This is a genomic window from Streptomyces sp. NPDC014801 (assembly GCF_043082085.1).
Lineage (GTDB): Bacteria > Actinomycetota > Actinomycetes > Streptomycetales > Streptomycetaceae > Streptomyces.
In genome coordinates this window covers 1-17,130 of record NZ_JBIBXG010000020.1, presented here as the reverse complement: position 1 = coordinate 17,130, position 17,130 = coordinate 1, and the positions used below count along the sequence as shown (strand labels likewise).

The following is a 17,130-nucleotide window of genomic DNA, read 5'->3' as shown; positions in this document are numbered from 1 at the left end:
ATGAGTGTGGACACCAGAACACCCCGCACACCCACGGGGGACCGCTCGTCGGGATTCGACGACGCTCCCGCGCTGAGCATGGTGAAGGTGCCGAGCGATCCGGCGCAGATCATCGTGAGCCACGCGAGCTTCCGCGTGCAGCTGGGTGCGTCGTCCGTGCGCACCCGATCCCCGCGGATCGCGCGGCACTTGAGCGCCACCCAGGACACCGGCCGCGTGCCCGTCGTCGCCCCCGCGAGCAGAGCCGGTGCGGCCGCCGCGGCGGCCCGGCGCCGGCCCGTCGTCTGGAGCGGCAAGTCGGCCCCCGACGACACCGGCGCCCACCGCCTGCTGCAGGCCGTGCGGGCCGGCACCGTCGGCCACGCCGAGCCCGCCGCCGGCGACGCCGGAGCCACCCAGGTCCTGCCCCGCGTCGAGCCGGGCCACGGCCCGGGGCACGGCACGGGCTACGCCCCCGGGCACGGATCGGGACTCGGGCACGGTCCCGGGCACGGTCCCGGGCACGACTTCGGCTACGACGAGCTGGACCAGACCGTCGAGACGCCCGTCGTCGGCGCCCAGCGCACCTCCGAGGACGCCGGCGCGGGCACCCGCCTGCTGCCCGCCATGCGCTCCGTCGGCAGCGCCTACGACGAGCCCGGCCACGAGGCGTACGGCTACGACGACGCCCACGGCACCGGTTACGGCGACGGCTACGACGACGGCCACGGCACCGGTTACGGCCCGGGGCAGTACGGCGCGAACGGCGAGGCCGGTGACGAGCGCGACGAGGACGGCGTCCGGGGCAAGCGGCACGCCGACGACCCCGCGCGGCACGCCTACTACCCGCACCGCCGCATGAACCTCGGCGTCGTCCTGCTCCCGCTGCGCATCTTCCTCGGCTTCATCTCCATCTACGCCGGCATGGGCAAGCTGTGCGACCCCGTCTACTTCGACGGCGGCCAGCGCGGCTCCATGGTCAAGTGGCTCAACACCCTGCACCCCTGGGAGGTCGCCGAGCCGCTGCGCCAGTTCGCCCTCCACCACCCCGTCGGCTCCGGCCTGGTCATCGCCTTCCTCCAGGTCGTCGTCGGCGTGCTGACCGTGCTGGGCTGCTGGCAGCGGGTCGCCGCCGTGGTCGGCGCGCTGCTGTCGGCCGCGCTCATCGTCACCGTCAGCTGGAAGACGGTCCCCGTCTACGACGCCCCCGACATCATCTACCTCGCCGCCTGGTCGCCGCTGATCATCGCCGGCGCGCCCGTCTACTCCGTCGACGGAAGGCTCGCCGCGAGCGCCTGGCGGCGGCTCGGCCCGCGCTCCGACATCTGGGAGCTGCGGCGGTACGTGCTGCGCCGCGGTGCGCTGATCACGGCCGTCGTCACCGGGATCACGCTGCTCGTCGGCTCGCTGCTCGGCGGTGCCGTGCGCGACGCCGACCGGGTGGTCGTGCCGGGGCCCGGCGAGGCCCCGCGCAACGAGCTGCCGGGTTCGCCGCTGCCGCAGACGCCCGGTGAGCGCGCGCGGCGGCACACGCCGTCGGCGTCCGCCGCGCCGACCCACGGTGCGACCACCGACGAGCCCTCGCGGGAGGCGCGTACGCCGGGTGCGAAGCGGTCCTCCGGTACGGCCACGGGCGGGACACCCAGCCAGACGCAGGGCACCGTGGGGCAGGCGCCGTCGCGGCACTCCTCGCCGTCCGGTCAGGCGCCGAGCACCAGCTCCGGGCCCACGTCCGGTGGCGGTTCGTCGGGCGGCAGCGGCAGCGGGGGCAGCGGCGGGGGCTCCGGCTCCGGCGGCTCCGGCTCCTCTTCCGGTGGCTCCTCTTCCGGCCAGTCCGGCCTGGTGGGCGGCCTGTTGGGGTAACCGAGCCGGTGGGCGGGCTGCTCGGGAAGCCCACCGGCTGACGCACACGGTCACGTGGCCGGCCCGGCGGTTGTGTGACGAAGGGGTTCCGTCCCGCGGGGGGTCCGCGGGCGGGGCCCCTTTGTCGTGGGGTTCCTTTGTTGTGGGCCCGTCCGTCGTGGGGGCCCTGCGTGTGGGGGCCCTCCGTCGTGGGGGTTCTGCGGGTGCGGTGGTGCGGCTGCGGTGGTGCGGCTGCGGTGGTGCGGTGCGGTGGTGCGGTGCGGTGGTGCTGCGGTGTTGTGCGGCTGCCGGGGTGCCGGTGCGGTGGGTCAGCGGGTCAGTGCCGCCAGTTCCTTGGCCGCTTCGGTCAGGTCCTTCGCCGTGTCGATCGCCCGCCAGTAGGCGCCGTGCGGGATCGGGAAGCCGGCCAGGCGACGCTCCCGGGCCAGATGCGGGAACGTGGTGCGCTCGTGGTCGCCGCGTTCGGGGAGGAGATCGGCGAAGGCCGCGGAGAAGACGTAGACGCCCGCGTTGATCTCGAAGGTGGACGGCGGGGCCTCGATGAAGTCGGTGATGTGTCCGAAGCCGTCGGTCTTCACGGCGCCCCAGGGGATGCGGGGGCGGGCGAGGGCGAGGGTCGCCGTGGCGCCGCGCTCGGTGTGGAAGTCCGCCATGTCGCGCAGCGAGAAGCGGGTCCAAATGTCGCCGTTGGTGGCGTACCAGGGGCGGTCGGGGTGCGGCAGGTGGGCCGCGGCGAACTTCAGGCCGCCGCCGCGGCCGAGGGGTTCGCTCTCCACGACCGTCTGTACGCGCAGGGGGAGGTCGGCCTCGGCGAGCCAGTCCTGGAGGACCTCGGCGAGGTGGCCGCAGGAGACGACGACGTCGGTGACGCCTTCCTCGGCGAGCCAGGCGAGCTGGTGTCCGATGATCGGCGTGCCCGTCCCGGGGATCTCGACCATCGGCTTGGGGCGGTGGTCGGTGTACGGGCGCAGCCGGCTGCCCTGGCCTCCGGCGAGGATGACGGCTTGCGTGGGGCGGGGGGCGGCGTGCGGGTGGGTCATGCGGGAAGCGTACGCAACGGGTGGGGTGTGTTGCCGGGTGCGGGTCCGTCGTGGCTTGTCGCGCAGTTCCCCGCGGGGTGCCTGCGGCGGCTGTGCGGGTGGGTGCGGTTTCGTCGCCGGGTGCGGGTTTGTGGGTGGCTGGTCGCGCAGTTCCCCGCGCCCCTGAATGCCTGCGGCGGCCCGTTCCTGTCCGGTGGCGGGTTGCGGTAGTGCCTTCTGCCGGTGGGTGGGTCGGGGCCGTGGTGGGGGGTGTCCGTCCTCGGTACGGCCCTACGTTTCTTCAAGACGGCACCGAAAGGCAATGCCGTCCGCTGCGGGCGGACACCCCCCACCACGTCCCCTTCTCGCCGTCGGCGACTGCGGGTCCGATCCTCGTAGCTGCGGGCAGTCGTGCCGCTGGGGCCGCCCACCCAGTCATGCGTAGCTGCGGGCAGTCGTGCCGCTAGGGGCGGCACGGGTGGGCGCAGCGGCGCCCCGTAGCGCCGGGTTGCGCACTCCACGGCGGTCACCGAAGGCGCCGGGCGCGCCGCAGCGCAGGGCCGCGCGCCCTACGGCGGTCGTCGCGACGCCGGGCGCACCGCACCGCACCGCAGGGCATGGCACCCCACGGCGTGCATCGTGCCGGTGTTGTGGTGACCGGAGGTCAGCCGTGGGCGGTGAGGACGCCTGCGGCGTACGACGTGTCGCAGACGGGGCGGGCGAAGGACTGGGCGCGGGTGGGGCCGTAGATCCGCACCGCCGCCCGCCCCAGCGCCCGCGCGATGGCCACGCAGTGCTTCGCCAGCGACGGCTTGTCGTTGACGACCTGCTGGAGGTGGGTGAGCGCGATGCCGGGGTCCTTCTGCTGCAGCTCGGTGAGGAGCTGGTCGCGCAGGACGTCCTGCGGGGCGCGGCGGGCGGAGTTCTTCGCGTCCACGGCCCGCGTCACGTCGGTGGCGGTGAGCACCGAGTCCGAGGGGTTCCCGGACCAGTTGACCCGGGTGACCGCGAGGGTCCCGGAGAGCACCAGGACGACGGGCAGGACGAGGGCGAGGGAGCGGCCGATCCGGCGGGCGGGTCCCCGGTGGCCGCGTCGCGTCTGTTGGGTGGTGGAGTGCTTCACGCGTGTGAGGGTAGCGTGCGGTAATGATTTGGCGACATTTAGTCACCGGTTCGGGGGATGAGGCAGGGGCATTTTCGCGGTAGCGGGTTGACGAACGGTGGTCGAAACGCCCGCCTTTGCCGGGGTATTTGTCGACAACGAGAAGGGCCCCGCGGCAGTCCGCGAGGCCCTCTTTCGTCAACCTGGGTGAATCACCCGGGTATTTCCGGTGCTCAGTCCGACAGGCGCGCGCCCGTGGAGGTGGAGAAGACGTGGGTCTCGCCCGAGCGCGGCACGACGTGCAGCGTGCTGCCCTTCTCCGGCACCTCGCGGCCGCCGACGCGGACGACGAGGTCCTTGGTCTCGCTGCCGACCTTGGCGGTGCCGTAGACGAACGCGTCGGAGCCCAGCTCCTCGACGACGTTGACGACGACCGCGACGCCCTGGTCGGAGTCGGGGCCGGCCACGTCGAAGTGCTCGGGGCGGACGCCGACGGTGACCGTCTTGTCGGTGGTGGCGGACAGCGCGTCGCGGTCGACCGGGACCACGCTGTTGCCGAACTTCACGCCGCCGTCGGTGATCGGGACCTCGACGAGGTTCATCGCGGGGGAGCCGATGAAGCCGGCCACGAAGAGGTTGGCGGGCTTGTCGTACATGTTGCGCGGGGTGTCGACCTGCTGGAGCAGACCGTCCTTGAGGACGGCGACGCGGTCGCCCATGGTGAGGGCCTCGACCTGGTCGTGGGTGACGTAGACCGTGGTGATGCCCAGGCGGCGCTGCAGGGAGGCGATCTGGGTGCGGGTGGAGACGCGGAGCTTGGCGTCCAGGTTGGACAGCGGCTCGTCCATGAGGAAGACCTGCGGCTCACGCACGATCGCGCGGCCCATGGCGACACGCTGGCGCTGACCGCCGGAGAGCGCCTTCGGCTTGCGGTCCAGGTACTGGGTGAGGTCGAGGATCTTCGCGGCCTCCTCGACCTTCTGCCGGATCTCCGCCTTCGGCACGCCGGCGATCTTGAGCGCGAAGCCCATGTTGTCGGCGACCGTCATGTGCGGGTAGAGCGCGTAGTTCTGGAACACCATGGCGATGTCCCGGTCCTTCGGCGGCAGGTGCGTGACGTCGCGGTCGCCGATGCGGATCGCGCCGCCGTTGACGTCCTCCAGGCCTGCGAGCATCCGCAGAGAGGTGGACTTGCCGCAGCCGGACGGACCGACCAGGACGAGGAACTCCCCGTCGGCGATCTCGATGTCCAGGGCGTCGACGGCGGGCTTGTCGGAACCCGGGTAGATCCGGGTCGCCTTGTCGAACGTGACAGTGGCCATGGTGAATGGGCCCCCTTCTACCGGCAGGAACGTGCCGGACGATCCGTTGTAGGAAGGTGGTTGGTGTAGTCCACGCAGGTGAACTGGCACAGGACGGTACCTGGCGTTCACCTGGTCTGTCAGTAGCTGCGCCCCTGTGAACTTCGCGGAAATTTTCGATCGGGCCGCCGTGCGGGGTGGGTACACTGCACGGGCGCGTACGTCCGCGACGTACGCGGGCCTCCTTAGCTCAGCTGGTTAGAGCGCCGCTCTTGTAAAGCGAAGGTCGTCGGTTCGAATCCGACAGGGGGCTCCGACGCTGAACAGCGCGAACGCCCCGGCCGAAGATCGGTCCGGGGCGTTCGACATCTACGGGTGACATCAACCGGGACGGTCACTCACGGTCGACACGGCGCCTGAGCAGGCGATCCATGTGGCTGATGGGCTCGCGCTGCGTGTCCGACGTCACGTGCGTGTACACGTCCATGGTGATGCTGATCTGGCTGTGCCCAAGGATCTCCATCACGACGCGGCGCGCGACACCGGCGGCGGTGAGGAGCGTGGCACAGCCGTGCCGGGCGTCGTGCAGACGGATGCGCCGAAGGCCGGCGGCGTCGGTGATGCGGAAGAACGACCGGTTGACGTTCTGCGGGTCGATCGGACGGCCGGTGCGGGTGGTGAAGACGTACGAGGGTCAGCGAGCGCATGGCCGAGGTCTTCGCGATCAGGCTCGCGGATGCCTTGGACGGCAACGGCCCCCATGTGCCCAGCCACGACGGAAGGCGTCTCAACCCTGTCGGATCCCAGCTGATGCCTGACGTTTCTGTCCCGGGTGATGCTTGACGGTGGGCCTAGACAACGTAGGGAGCCGAGCGGTCTTCACCGGGTACGTGTCTAACTGCGTGACAACGCCGACGCACAACGGCGGACAAGCATGGACGCCCGTGGACTGTCGCCGCAGGTCAGGAGCAGAGCCGGGCCGGGTTGAGCAACCCAACCAACTTGCTTCGGGACGAAGAGGTCCAGGGTGCAAGGCTCGCGCATGCAAGCAGGCGTCACGCTGGTCGCGTGAGTCCGAAGATCCTGCCGTCAGACCAGCGCAGGCATGAAGCCACCGCGGGTGGTGCCCGAAGACAGCAAGGCAGACCAATCGAGTGCCTCGGGCAATTGGTCCAAAGACAGGACGACTGCTCCGCCGGCCTGCTCAGCATCCGCGCACCAGTCATCCATGCCGTTCGATGCCGTGCCACCATCGGCGCCCCCGACCACCGCCGCGGCGAGAGCGGGGACGACGAGTCCGTGGTCCCCGGGTCCGTCTACGACGCACAGGGTGAGTCGAGGGACGATGGTCCACCCCTCACACAAGGGCACCGCTCCGTCCGAGGCGGTCAGCAGCGGCAGGGCATCGTGGACGGGTGCGTCGGCCAGCAGGAGCACGGGCGTGGCACCACGGATGAACAGAGTGTTCTCAGGATTCAGCATCACTGGACCACTCTCGCAGGCGGAGAGATCGGGGCGGCAGGGAGGTGCCGAGCAGGGCAACGAGCGCGGACGCCGACGACACTCGCCAGCCTGTCACCGAAGCCCTGCGGACTTGCTGGTCTAGCCTGCCGTGCGTGCCCGCGCCTTCTAAGCGCGGTCCCATGACCGCATGATCTAGAGATGGATGAGTACGCATGGCCGACGGGCCCTGAAGCGCCGGCCGCAGACGAGGTGCGGCGGAGCTGGGCGGCAACCATGGCGGCCCTGCCTGTTGGTTCCCGGTTCGCCGGCGAGGTCATCGGCCGCCAGCCCTTCTGGGTCTTCCTTCGAGCTGGGGAGAGCGGCCGCACTGTCAGATCTGCGCTGTACGGTCCGGCTCATGGCTGAGAGACCGACGACAAACTGGCGCAGGGGCATAGCCGCGGAAGCCGCAGAGCTTGCCGCCGGCACTCTGGACCCCGACTGCGCATGCATGGTCGACCTGTATTCCGATGAGCTTCTGTCGGCGACCGATGCCGTCCTGAACGCCTTCGAGACCGAGCTGGCCACACTCGACGAAAGAGACGACGAGCAGGTCTTCGCCGCAGTTGAGCGCGTTGTCCTGGCCCTGAATGCGGTGAACGAAGCCCACGACGAAAGCGCCTGCGAGACCGATGAACGCGAGCAGCTCTGCCTCTACATCGACGAGGCTCTCACCGAGCAAGGAGTCGACGTCATAGCCCTGACCGCCAGACACGGACTCGGTCGGCACGAACTCACCGATCAATGGCGGAACTGGTGAACAACCCACCGTCGTGAGAGGTCAGGCTGTTGTGGGCCTTCTCAGTTTCCGTCTCATTCATCGGTGTTCGGGGGATTTTCGGGCGAGTTCCGCAGCTGGCCCGGTAGGGGGCGCCGACCGCCCGCGTACGCACATGAACGGCTCTGTACGCGACCCTGTGGGCTACCAACACAGTTGGGAAGAGTGCGCCCCAGGGCAACTTCCTTGGGCCGCCATGCACCTCTGCGCGGAGCAGTGCGCCTTCCACAGAGGACATGCGCCCGGCAATCCTGCACTGGTCCGCACGACGGTCGAGACCAGGGGTGGGAAACGTGGCTCGTACGCAGTCCAGGTGTGGAGCGCTCACGGAGAAGGGCACTCGGTGCCGACGGCTGGCGATGGTCGGTGCGTCACGATGCAACCTGCACCGTGGCGAGTGGTCGTCGTACACCATCGAGAAGCGCAAGGAAGCCGAACGCAAGGCGAAGACACGCAAGCGTCGCAAGTGACCCCAGCGGTGTGCGGTGACATCCATGGCTGACATCAATGACAGCGGACAGCGGCGGCGGGTCAGATCGAACTCGTAAAGCGAAGGTCGTCGGTTCGAATCCGACAGGGGGCTCCGGGGAAGCCCGGGCCGGTGCGTTCCGGTCCGGGCTTCTGTCATGGGGTGGCCAGGTTGGTCAGGGCCTCGTCCGTCAGGCGGTACACCGTCCACTCGTCCTGGGGGCGGGCGCCCAGGGACTCGTAGAAGCCGATCGCGGGTTCGTTCCAGTTCAGGACCGACCACTCCAGGCGCTGGTAGCCGCGCTCGGCGCAGATGCGGGCGAGTTCCGTGAGCAGGGCCTTGCCGTGGCCGGCGCCGCGGGCCGCGGGGCGTACGAAGAGGTCCTCCAGGTAGATGCCGTGGGTGCCGCGCCAGGTGGAGAAGGACAGGAACCACAGGGCGAAGCCGACCGGCTCGCCGGTGTCGTCGTCCTCGGCGATGTGCGCGAAGGCCGCCGGGTGGGCCGAGAAGAGGGCGTCGTGGAGCTGGGCGGGGGTCGCCTTCGCCTCGTGCGGGGCCTTCTCGTAGGCGGCGAGTTCCTGGATCAGGGTGTGGATGACGGGAAGGTCCGCGGGCGTCGCGGGGCGGATCATGGGTGCTCCTGTCGTCAGTGGCGGACCAGGTCAGTGGCGGACCAGGCAGAAGGGGTGGCCGGCCGGGTCGGCGTAGACGCGCCAGCCGCCCGCGCTGTCGTCCAGCAGGCGGGCTCCGGCGGCCCGGACCTCCTCGTCGGCCCGGTCCAGGTCGGATACGGCGAGGTCCAGGTGGAACTGCTGGGGGTGCTCGGGGTCCGGCCACCGCGGGGGCCGGTGGTCCGCGACCCGCTGGAAGGCCAGGACCGCGCCCTGGGGCGTGTGCAGGGTGTGCCAGTCGTCGCCCACCGCCCAGCGGGCGTCGGGCCGGTCGACGGTGCCGCCGAGCAGGCCTTGGTAGAAGCCGGCGAGCGCGGCGGGGTCGGGGCAGTCCAGGACCACGCACTGGAGTTCGGCGATCATGGCGCGATCCTAGGCGGGCGCAGGCGGTCGGCGATGTGCAGCTGGTCGGGGTCCAGGGGGCGGCCGTCCTCGATGTCCCACAGGGCGTTCTGCAGGACGCGGCCCAGGGTCCAGGCGCGGGCGCGGTCCCGGTCGAGACCCATGACGGCGGTCATCGCGTCGAAGCGCCAGCGGATGTCGTCGGGGTCGTAGCGGTTGTCGAGGGCCGGCCACAGTTCGAAGCCGGGGTCGCCGGCCAGGGGCTTGGGGTCGATGGCGAGCCAGGTGGCGCGGTCGGCGGACAGGACGTTCTCGTCGTGCAGGTCCCAGTGCAGCAGGCGGTCGCCGGGTTCGGCCACGACCTCGCGTACGGCGGCGGCGCAGTCGGCGAGGAGACGGCGGGCCCGCGGGTCGGGGACGCTCGCCAACGCCGCGGGGGTGCGCTCCAGCATCCGCCGCGCGATGTCGCCGAGGCGGCGCAGGCCCGGCGGGGCGGGTGTGGCGTTGAGGTGGGCGAGCAGCTGGGCGATCACCTCGACCGCCTCGTGGACGTCCGGGTGGTGGGCGAGCATCCGGGAGGAGTCGAGGCGTTCCAGCAGCATCGTGCCGGTGGGCTCGTCGTGGTCGAGGAGGCGTACCGCTCCGTCGCCGTCCCACAGGCGCAGGGCGACCGGTTCGCCCACGCTCTCCTCGTCGAGCAGCTGGAGTTTGAGGACGGCGCGCAGTCCGTCGTCGCGGACGACCGGCAGGACCAGGGCGCACACCCCGTACATCGACGGGCCGTCCAGCCGCAGCCGCCAGCGGCTCAGGAACCGCGCGGCCAGGTCCGGCAGGCCCGCGACGAACGCGCGGCCCGTCTCGCCGTTGTACTCCGCCTGTGACGCCGCCAGCTCGGCCGGAATGTCGATCACCTGCCGGACGATACTGCCGTGCGTGAATCGGCTCATGCGAATTACGCGGGGTCTGCGCCGGGTCGGGGCCTACGTCCGCAGCGCCCCGGGGACGTACGTGTGGCTGGCGATCCTGTTCGTCACCACCGTCGCCCTGCACCACATGTCCGCCGACTTCGAACGCGACTTCCTGCGGCAGCGCTCGACGAACCTGGAGGAGCTGTCCCGCAACCCGGTGCGGGTGCTCATCGCCAGCGCGATGTGGATCGACGGCGGGCGCTGGCTGCCGTACGCGGTGCTGTACAGCGTGTTCCACGCGCCGGCCGAGCGCTGGCTGGGGACCGTGCGCTGGCTGGTGGTGTGCGTGGCGGCGCACTTCCTGGCGACGCTGATCAGTCAGGGCGTGCTGCTCGTCGCCATCGAGCGCGGGTACGCGCCGCACTCGGAGGCCGAGGCCCTGGACATCGGGGTCAGCTACGCGCTGGCGGGGGTGGTGGGGGTGCTGACGTACCGGATCCCGGGGCCCTGGCGGTACGTCTATCTGTTCGCGGTGCTGGTCTTCTACGGCCTGCCGCTGACCGCCGGGCCGACCTTCACCGACCTCGGGCACTTCGTGTCCGTGCTCATCGGGCTGGCGTGCCATCCGCTCACGCGCGGGCGGGAAATTCCACGGAATCCGAAGGAGACAGGGGTCGGGAACACGGGTTAACGTCCGGGCTCATGAGCAGCAGTGTCGTGAACGGCGGCATTTCCTTCTGGTACGCGGACGACGGCCTTCCGGCGGTGCGGGAGCCGCTGCCCGGTGACGCCACCGCCGACGTGGTGATCGTCGGCGGCGGGTACACGGGGCTGTGGACGGCGTACTACCTGAAGAAGTCCGCTCCCTTCTTGCGGATCGTCGTGCTGGAGCAGAAGTTCTGCGGCTACGGCGCCTCCGGACGCAACGGCGGCTGGCTGTACAACGGCATCGCCGGCCGCGACCGGTACGCCCGGCTGCACGGCCACGAGGCGGCGGTGCGGCTGCAGCAGGCCATGAACGACACCGTCGACGAGGTGATCGCGGTCGCCGAGGCGGAGGGCATCGACGCCGGCATCCACAAGGGCGGCGTGCTGGAGGTGGCGACCACCCCGGCGCAGCTGGCCCGGCTGAAGGCCTTCCACGCCGCGGAGATCGCCTTCGGCGAGAAGGACCGCGAGCTGTACGGCGCCGAGGAGACCGCCGAGCGGATCCGGGTCGCGGACGCGGTCGGGTCGACGTGGACGCCGCACGGGGCGCGACTGCACCCGGTGAAGCTGGTCAAGGGGCTCGCGGCGGCCGTCGAGGCGCTCGGCGTGACGATCCACGAGTCGACGCCGGTCACCGAGATCCGGCCGAAGCACGCGGTGACGCCGTACGGGACCGTCCGGGCGCCCTATGTGCTGCGCTGCACGGAGGGGTTCACCGCGTCGCTCAAGGGGCAGCGGCGGACCTGGCTGCCGATGAACTCCTCGATGATCGCCACCGAACCGCTGACCGAGGCGCAGTGGGCGGAGATCGGCTGGTCCGGGCGCGAGACGCTCGGGGACATGGCGCACGCGTACATGTACGCGCAGCGCACCGCCGACGGGCGGATCGCGCTGGGCGGGCGCGGGGTGCCGTACCGCTTCGGCTCGCGCACCGACAACGACGGGCGGACGCAGGACGCGACGATCGCGGCGCTGCGGGAGATCCTCCTGCGGTTCTTCCCGTCGCTGGCCGGCCTGGGCGTCGAGCACGCCTGGTCGGGGGTGCTGGGGGTGCCGCGGGACTGGTGCGCGACGGTGACGCTGGACCGGTCGACGGGGCTCGGCTGGGCCGGCGGGTACGTCGGGTCGGGCGTCGCGACGACGAACCTCGCGGCGCGCACGCTGCGGGACCTCGTGCAGCTGGACTCCGGGCAGGGCGGCCGTACCGAGCTGACCGAACTGCCGTGGGTGGGGCACCGGGTGCGCAAGTGGGAGCCGGAGCCGCTGCGGTGGGTGGGCGTGCAGGGGCTGTACGCCGTGTACCGCGCCGCCGACCAGCGGGAGCGCACGGCGCCCCGCGCGGAGTCCTCCCGCCTGGCCCGGCTCGCGGACCGGGTGGCCGGACGGAGCTGAGCGGCGGCGCTACGGCCGGCACGCGCGCGTGTCCGTATACGGAGGTGCACGCGCGCGTGCGTGACGCGGGGTGCGGTGGCCCACGCGCCGTGGGCGTGGGCGTGGGACTTGGGCCTCGGCGTGGGGCACGCGTGCGTGCGCGACGTCGAGCGCGGTGGGCCACGCGTGCGTGCGCCGGACGCCGGGCGCCGTGGGGCACGCGCGTGGGGGAGCGGTCAGGCGACCGACTCCGGTACCGGGCTCTGCGCCGGCGTGGCGCGCGGGGGCCGGGCCGTGACCATCAGGCCGGCCACCAGGCCCGCGAGGAGCATGACCCCAGCCGCGCACCAGATGGCGACCGTGTAGCCGTGCACCACGCCCTCGCGGACGACCAGGGCGCGCTGGGCGGGGTCCCGCAGGTGGGCGGCGATGTAGGTGGCGCTGCTCGTGGTGGCGATGGTGTTCAGCAGGGCCGTGCCGATGGAGCCGCCGACCTGCTGGGAGGTGTTGACGGTCGCCGAGGTCACGCCGGAGTCCTGCGGGGCGACGCCGGCGGTGGCGGTGGAGAACACCGGCATGAAGGTGAGGCCCATGCCGAGGCCCATCAGCAGCAGCGCGGGCAGGATCTCCGTGGTGTAGGAGGAGTCCACGGTCATCTGCGTGAGGATCACCATGCCGCCGGCGGCGAGGACCATGCCGGGGACCATCAGCATGCGCGGCGACACGTGGGGCAGCAGGCGCGCGGAGATCTGGGTCGAGCCGATGATGATCGCCACGGTCAGCGGGAGGAAGGCCAGGCCGGTGCGGACGGGCGAGTAGCCGAGGATGACCTGCAGGTAGTAGGTCATGAACAGGAACAGGCCGAACATCCCGATCACCGCGAGCATCATCGTCAGGAAGCAGCCCGCGCGGTTGCGGTCCTTGATGATGTGCAGCGGGAGCAGCGGGCTCGGCGCCCTGGTCTGCCACCAGACGAACGTGGCGAGCAGCGCCACGCCGGCCGCGAAGAGGGCGAGCACCAGCGGGTCGGTCCAGCCGCGTGGCTGTGCCTCGCTGAAGCCGTAGACGATCGCGACCAGGCCGCCGCAGCCGAGGATCACGCCGGGCACGTCGAGGCGGACGCCGGCGTGGCCGGGGCGGTCGTGCAGCAGGGTGAGGGCGCCGATGACCGCGATGACGGCGATGGGCACGTTGACGTAGAGGCACCAGCGCCAGTTCAGGTACTCGGTGAGCAGGCCGCCCACGATGAAGCCGATCGCGGAGCCGCTGCCGGCGAGGGCGCCGTAGATGCCGAAGGCCTTGCCGCGCTCCTTGGGGTCGGTGAACGTCGTGGTGAGCAGCGACAGCGCGGAGGGGGCGAGGACGGCGGCGAAGGCCCCTTGCAGGGCGCGGGCGCCGAAGAGCATGCCGGCAGTGGTCGCGGCGCCGCCGAGCGCGGAGGCGGCGGCGAAGCCGATCAGCCCGATGACGAAGGTCCGTTTGCGGCCGACGAGGTCGGCGATGCGGCCGCCGAGGAGGAGCAGGCCGCCGAAGGCGAGGGTGTAGGCGGTGATCACCCACTGCCGGTTGGCGTCGGACATGCCCAGGTCGCGCTGTGCGGACGGCAGGGCGATGTTCACGATGGTGGCGTCCAGGACGACCATCAGCTGGGCCAGCGCGATGATCACCAGCCCCCACCAGCGGTGGGGGTCGGTTCCCGTGGCGGGTTCACCTGTTCGGGTGACAGTCACTCGGCCAGAAGACCACGAATCGGGACGTATCGCATCCTGGGGTGTGCGGTGCCTGTTCATGGCTCCAACACCACCTTTCCGGTCGTACGGCGGGTCTCGAGGGCGTGGTGCGCGGCGGCCGCCTCGGCCAGCGGGAAGCGCTGGACGGCGGGCGTGAGCCGGCCGGCGGCGGCCTCGGTGAGGGCGCGCAGTTCGAGGGTGCGCAGGGGGTCCGGGCCGCCGGCCCGGGCGAGCATGACGGGGCCGAGGACCTGTTCGGAGACCCCGTCGACGAGGTACGGCTCACCGGCGCGGACGCCTTCGGCGGACCAGCCGAAGACGAGGTGCCGGCCGCCGGGGCCGAGCAGGGCGACCGCCTCGCGGGCCGCGTCGCCGCCGACACCGTCGAAGACGACGGTGGCGGGCCGGCCGCCGAGGAAGGCGCGGACCTTCCCGGTCCAGGCGGGGTCGGTGTAGTCGACGGCGAGGTCGGCGCCGTTGGCCGCGACGCGCGCGGTCTTCGCGGGGCCGCCGGCCAGGCCGACGACGGTGGCGCCGGCGTTCTTCGCGTACTGGACCAGGAGGGTGCCGATGCCGCCCGCGGCCGCCGGGATCACGGCCACCGCCTGCGGGCCCAGGTCCGCGAACTGCACGATGCCCAGCGCGGTGCGGCCGGTGCCGATCATGGCGACCGCCTCGGCGGCGTCCAGGCCGGACGGGATCTCGTGCAGGCGGGAGGCGTCGGTCACCGCGCGTTCGGCGTAGCCGCCGGGCGCGAACCCCAGGTGGGCGACCACGCGCTTGCCGAGCCAGGACGGCTCCACGCCCTCGCCGAGGGCGTCGACGGTGCCGGCGACCTCACGGCCGGGCACGGTCGGCAGGGCGGGCAGTTCGGGCAGCGGACCCCGGACGCCCTCCCGCAGGGCGGTGTCGAGGAGGTGGACGCCGGCGGCCGCGACGGCGACACGGACCTGACCGGGGCCCGGCACCGGGTCCTCGACCTGCTCGTAGGTCAGGTTCTCGGCGGGACCGAAGGCGTGCAGACGGATCGCGTACATGAAATCCCCCGGTTCGAGGTGGATGCGGGCGGGGCCCACTCTTCGACCTCAAGCACGCTTGAGGTCAAGCGCGTGCCGTTGGCCCAGCGCCAGCGACACGGCGGTCAGCGCGCTGGTGAAGGACACCTCCGACAGCACCCCGGGCGCCGCGACCTGGTCCCCGGCCAGGTACACGCCGTCGCCGCGGTCGATGGCGGGCCGGTCCCGCCAGCTGGTGCCGGGCAGGTCGACGGCCCCCGTGCGGCCCTCGGCGGTCGCCTCGCGCCGCCAGGTGACCCGCTCCCGCCAGCCCGGGAAACCCAGGTCGAGCAGCGCCTCCGCGCGGGCGACGCCGTCGGCGCGGGACTCGTGCGGGGCGAGCGGGATCTGTCCCTGGATCAGCTGCTCGCCGGCCGGGGCGAGGGTGCGGTCCTGCGCGCTGAACCGCTCGATCCACCCGGGCGCGTCCAGGTCCGACACGACGAACGCGTCACCGCGGCGGGTGCGCACCGCGAGGTCGACCAGGGCGGTACGGCCGCTCGGCCACACCAGGGAGTCGTCCTTCAGCAGCCGGCGTGCGGCGGCCAGCGAGGTGGCGACGACGACCGGGGTGTCGGTGGGCAGCGTGTCGACGCGCGACAGCGTCTCCATCCGCACCCCCAGGTTCCAGGCGCGGGCGGCCATCCGGTCGATCACGCTCGCCCAGCCGCCGCGCGGATAGTGCGCCTCCGGCGGCAGCTTGGTGGCCCGGCGCAGCCGCTCCCGCACGAAGGCCGCGGACAGGGAGCCGGGGTCGTGGTGGAAGAGCGCGACGGCGGAGTAGTGCGCGGCGGCGCGGGCGCCCTCCTCGCCGGCGATGTCGCTCGCCCAGGTGAGGAAGTCGGTGTCGACGGGCGCCTGCGGCAGCCGCCGGCGCAGCAGCTTGAGCATCGCGAAGGGCGGGGTGCGGCGCAGGACGCCCTGGTGGCGCAGCCGCAGCCGGGCCGCCTCCAGGGGCGGCAGCGGCGCGAGCGGCCCGATGAGGTCGCGCTGCCTGAGCCAGGTCCAGTGCGGGCCGCCGTTGTAGAGGGCGTGCGGCCCCTCGTTCGTCCGGTACGGGCCCTCCGCGGAGCGGGCGCGGCCGCCGAGGGTGTGGTGGGCCTCGTACACGGTGACCTGGGCGCCCGCCTCGGCGGCGGTGATGGCGGCGGTCAGGCCGGCGAAACCGCCGCCGACGACGGTGATGCGGTGCATGTCGGGTCTCTCCCTCTGCTCGGGTCGCCGCTTGCACCCCTATGACCGCGCGCGCCGCCGAAATGTGACAGCTTCCGGTGTTTTCGCAGGTCGGGGCGATTGTCAGTGGTGGGGTGCAGCATGGGCTCATGGCAAGGGCAGCGCGGGACGGCGTGAAGGCGGCGAGGCGGCCCGAGGTGCGGCTGCCGCACCTGGAGGCGTACGACGGGGAGGGGCTGGAGCCGGACGGGGACTACGACGGGCTGGAGTTCGCGGGGACGGACCTGACCGGGGCGGACGGGGCGGGCGCGCGGTTCATGGACTGCGCGCTGAGAGGGTGCGCGCTGGACGGGACGCGGCTGCATCACGCGCGCGTCCTGGACTCCGTGCTGGCCGATGTGCGGGGGGTGGGCACGGACCTGGCGGAGTCGACGCTGCGGGACGTCGAGGTCGCCGACCCGCGCCTGGGCGGGGTGCAACTGCACGGGGCGGTGCTGGAGCGGGTGGTGATCCGGGGCGGGAAGATCGACTACCTGAATCTGCGGGGGGCGCGGCTGCGGGATGTCGTCTTCACGGGGTGCGTGCTGGTGGAGCCGGACTTCCAGGGCGCGCGGCTGGAGCGGGTGGAATTCACCGACTGCGCCCTCAAGGGCGCGGACTTCACGGGAGCGACACTGACGGACGTGGACTTGCGGGGGGCTGCGCCGCTGGAGGTCACACGGGGGTACGCGAGCCTGTCCGGGGCGGTGATCTCCACGGCGCAACTCTTGGATCTGGCCCCGACCTTGGCCGCGGCCTTGGGGCTTCGGGTGGAGGGCTGACGGGGGGTGCGGTGAACGCCGTGGGGTGCGGTGCCCGGCGGTGCGGGGCGCCCGGCGCCGGGGTGAACGCCGTGGGCGCGGTGCCCTGCGTTTGCTCGGCGCCCGGCGTCTTCGGTGACCGCCGGGGTTGCGCGGCCCGGCGTTGCGGGGTGCCGCTGCGCCCACCCGTGCCGCCCCAGGCGGCACGCATGCCCGCAGCTACGGCGGGATAGCCGCCGGCGGCGGGGAGGGGGCGTGGTGGGGGGTGTCCGCCCGCAGCGGACGGCATTGCCTTCGGGTGCCGTCTTGAAGAAACGTAGGGCCGTACCGAGGACGGACAGATCGCAAGAGCAAACGA

The 17,130-nt window shown here is 72.2% G+C and carries 15 protein-coding genes, 1 tRNA gene and 1 pseudogene; 6 read left to right on the top strand and 11 right to left on the bottom strand.

Annotated elements, in window-relative coordinates:
- A complete protein-coding gene (locus tag ACF1AL_RS36795) occupies nt 1-1,842 on the top strand; it encodes a DoxX family membrane protein (protein ID WP_391828645.1) in 1,842 nt (613 codons plus the stop codon).
- Nucleotides 1,843-2,150: 308 nt separating this feature from the next.
- Here the strand turns inward: ACF1AL_RS36795 and ACF1AL_RS36790 are convergent, their stop codons facing one another.
- The 3 genes from ACF1AL_RS36790 to ACF1AL_RS36780 form a co-directional block, all read right to left on the bottom strand.
- Nucleotides 2,151-2,882, bottom strand: a complete 732-nt coding sequence (locus ACF1AL_RS36790; RefSeq protein ID WP_366841385.1) for a nucleotidyltransferase family protein — start codon at nt 2,880-2,882, stop codon at nt 2,151-2,153.
- 643 nt (nt 2,883-3,525) lie between these two features.
- Nucleotides 3,526-3,984, bottom strand: a complete 459-nt coding sequence (locus ACF1AL_RS36785) for a hypothetical protein (RefSeq protein ID WP_384212583.1) — start codon at nt 3,982-3,984, stop codon at nt 3,526-3,528.
- Between the two features lie 212 nt (nt 3,985-4,196).
- Nucleotides 4,197-5,285, bottom strand: coding sequence for a sn-glycerol-3-phosphate ABC transporter ATP-binding protein UgpC (locus tag ACF1AL_RS36780; protein WP_366842020.1), 1,089 nt, complete (start codon nt 5,283-5,285; stop codon nt 4,197-4,199).
- A 218-nt stretch (nt 5,286-5,503) separates the two neighbouring features.
- Between ACF1AL_RS36780 and ACF1AL_RS36775 the strand changes: the two genes are divergently transcribed.
- Nucleotides 5,504-5,577 (top strand) — tRNA-Thr (locus ACF1AL_RS36775).
- An 81-nt stretch (nt 5,578-5,658) separates the two neighbouring features.
- On the opposite strand, the pseudogene ACF1AL_RS36770 reads toward ACF1AL_RS36775, so the two are convergent.
- Nucleotides 5,659-5,952: pseudogene (locus ACF1AL_RS36770) on the bottom strand (tyrosine-type recombinase/integrase); the annotation flags it as partial.
- 401 nt (nt 5,953-6,353) lie between these two features.
- The gene (locus ACF1AL_RS36765; RefSeq protein WP_391702883.1) at nt 6,354-6,746 is read right to left on the bottom strand and encodes a hypothetical protein; all 393 of its coding nucleotides are present in this window, start codon (nt 6,744-6,746) and stop codon (nt 6,354-6,356) included.
- Nucleotides 6,747-7,125: 379 nt separating this feature from the next.
- On the opposite strand from ACF1AL_RS36765, the gene ACF1AL_RS36760 reads away from it, so the two are divergent.
- Nucleotides 7,126-7,527, top strand: coding sequence for a hypothetical protein (locus tag ACF1AL_RS36760; RefSeq protein WP_391780757.1), 402 nt, complete (start codon nt 7,126-7,128; stop codon nt 7,525-7,527).
- 642 nt (nt 7,528-8,169) lie between these two features.
- On the opposite strand, the gene ACF1AL_RS36755 is transcribed toward ACF1AL_RS36760, so the two are convergent.
- The 3 genes from ACF1AL_RS36755 to ACF1AL_RS36745 are packed head-to-tail and all read right to left on the bottom strand — an operon-like array spanning nt 8,170 to nt 9,974.
- On the bottom strand, nt 8,170-8,646 hold the full coding sequence (locus ACF1AL_RS36755; RefSeq protein ID WP_391702550.1) for a GNAT family N-acetyltransferase: 477 nt from the start codon (nt 8,644-8,646) through the stop codon (nt 8,170-8,172).
- A 30-nt stretch (nt 8,647-8,676) separates the two neighbouring features.
- Nucleotides 8,677-9,048 carry a VOC family protein gene (locus ACF1AL_RS36750; RefSeq protein WP_391780756.1) on the bottom strand — a complete coding sequence of 124 codons (372 nt, stop codon included), beginning with the start codon at nt 9,046-9,048 and terminating at the stop codon, nt 8,677-8,679.
- Nucleotides 9,045-9,974, bottom strand: a complete 930-nt coding sequence (locus ACF1AL_RS36745; protein WP_391780755.1) for an aminoglycoside phosphotransferase family protein — start codon at nt 9,972-9,974, stop codon at nt 9,045-9,047. Before ACF1AL_RS36745 ends, ACF1AL_RS36750 begins: the two co-directional genes overlap by 4 nt.
- Here ACF1AL_RS36745 and ACF1AL_RS36740 point away from each other — a divergent pair.
- Together ACF1AL_RS36740 and ACF1AL_RS36735 are read left to right on the top strand one after the other, a co-directional pair.
- Entirely contained in the window at nt 9,973-10,626 is a 654-nt protein-coding gene (locus ACF1AL_RS36740; protein ID WP_391702557.1) for a rhomboid-like protein, read from the top strand. The two genes, ACF1AL_RS36745 and ACF1AL_RS36740, sit on opposite strands and share 2 nt — an antisense overlap.
- Nucleotides 10,627-10,637: 11 nt before the next feature.
- Complete coding sequence (locus tag ACF1AL_RS36735) at nt 10,638-12,035, top strand: NAD(P)/FAD-dependent oxidoreductase (protein WP_391828643.1); 1,398 nt, start codon at nt 10,638-10,640, stop codon at nt 12,033-12,035.
- Between the two features lie 215 nt (nt 12,036-12,250).
- Here the strand turns inward: ACF1AL_RS36735 and ACF1AL_RS36730 are convergent, their stop codons facing one another.
- The 3 genes from ACF1AL_RS36730 to ACF1AL_RS36720 are packed head-to-tail and all read right to left on the bottom strand — an operon-like array spanning nt 12,251 to nt 15,993.
- A complete protein-coding gene (locus tag ACF1AL_RS36730; RefSeq protein ID WP_366842004.1) occupies nt 12,251-13,744 on the bottom strand; it encodes an MFS transporter in 1,494 nt (497 codons plus the stop codon).
- 56 nt (nt 13,745-13,800) lie between these two features.
- Nucleotides 13,801-14,781, bottom strand: coding sequence for a zinc-binding dehydrogenase (locus ACF1AL_RS36725; RefSeq protein ID WP_391821962.1), 981 nt, complete (start codon nt 14,779-14,781; stop codon nt 13,801-13,803).
- Between the two features lie 48 nt (nt 14,782-14,829).
- Complete coding sequence (locus tag ACF1AL_RS36720) at nt 14,830-15,993, bottom strand: FAD-dependent oxidoreductase (RefSeq protein ID WP_391821963.1); 1,164 nt, start codon at nt 15,991-15,993, stop codon at nt 14,830-14,832.
- Between the two features lie 128 nt (nt 15,994-16,121).
- On the opposite strand from ACF1AL_RS36720, the gene ACF1AL_RS36715 reads away from it, so the two are divergent.
- Nucleotides 16,122-16,793, top strand: a complete 672-nt coding sequence (locus ACF1AL_RS36715) for a pentapeptide repeat-containing protein (RefSeq protein WP_391660254.1) — start codon at nt 16,122-16,124, stop codon at nt 16,791-16,793.
- Nucleotides 16,794-17,130: the final 337 nt, after the last annotated feature.

Coding starts and splice junctions, on each gene's coding strand:
- ACF1AL_RS36795 (WP_391828645.1), top strand. CDS start 1: ATGAGTGTGGACACCAGAACACCCCGCACACCCACGGGGGACCGCTCG.
- ACF1AL_RS36790 (WP_366841385.1), bottom strand. CDS start 2,882: ATGACCCACCCGCACGCCGCCCCCCGCCCCACGCAAGCCGTCATCCTC.
- ACF1AL_RS36780 (WP_366842020.1), bottom strand. CDS start 5,285: ATGGCCACTGTCACGTTCGACAAGGCGACCCGGATCTACCCGGGTTCC.
- ACF1AL_RS36765 (WP_391702883.1), bottom strand. CDS start 6,746: ATGCTGAATCCTGAGAACACTCTGTTCATCCGTGGTGCCACGCCCGTG.
- ACF1AL_RS36760 (WP_391780757.1), top strand. CDS start 7,126: ATGGCTGAGAGACCGACGACAAACTGGCGCAGGGGCATAGCCGCGGAA.
- ACF1AL_RS36755 (WP_391702550.1), bottom strand. CDS start 8,646: ATGATCCGCCCCGCGACGCCCGCGGACCTTCCCGTCATCCACACCCTG.
- ACF1AL_RS36750 (WP_391780756.1), bottom strand. CDS start 9,048: ATGATCGCCGAACTCCAGTGCGTGGTCCTGGACTGCCCCGACCCCGCC.
- ACF1AL_RS36740 (WP_391702557.1), top strand. CDS start 9,973: ATGCGAATTACGCGGGGTCTGCGCCGGGTCGGGGCCTACGTCCGCAGC.
- ACF1AL_RS36745 (WP_391780755.1), bottom strand. CDS start 9,974: ATGAGCCGATTCACGCACGGCAGTATCGTCCGGCAGGTGATCGACATT.
- ACF1AL_RS36735 (WP_391828643.1), top strand. CDS start 10,638: ATGAGCAGCAGTGTCGTGAACGGCGGCATTTCCTTCTGGTACGCGGAC.
- ACF1AL_RS36725 (WP_391821962.1), bottom strand. CDS start 14,781: ATGTACGCGATCCGTCTGCACGCCTTCGGTCCCGCCGAGAACCTGACC.
- ACF1AL_RS36720 (WP_391821963.1), bottom strand. CDS start 15,993: ATGCACCGCATCACCGTCGTCGGCGGCGGTTTCGCCGGCCTGACCGCC.
- ACF1AL_RS36715 (WP_391660254.1), top strand. CDS start 16,122: ATGGCAAGGGCAGCGCGGGACGGCGTGAAGGCGGCGAGGCGGCCCGAG.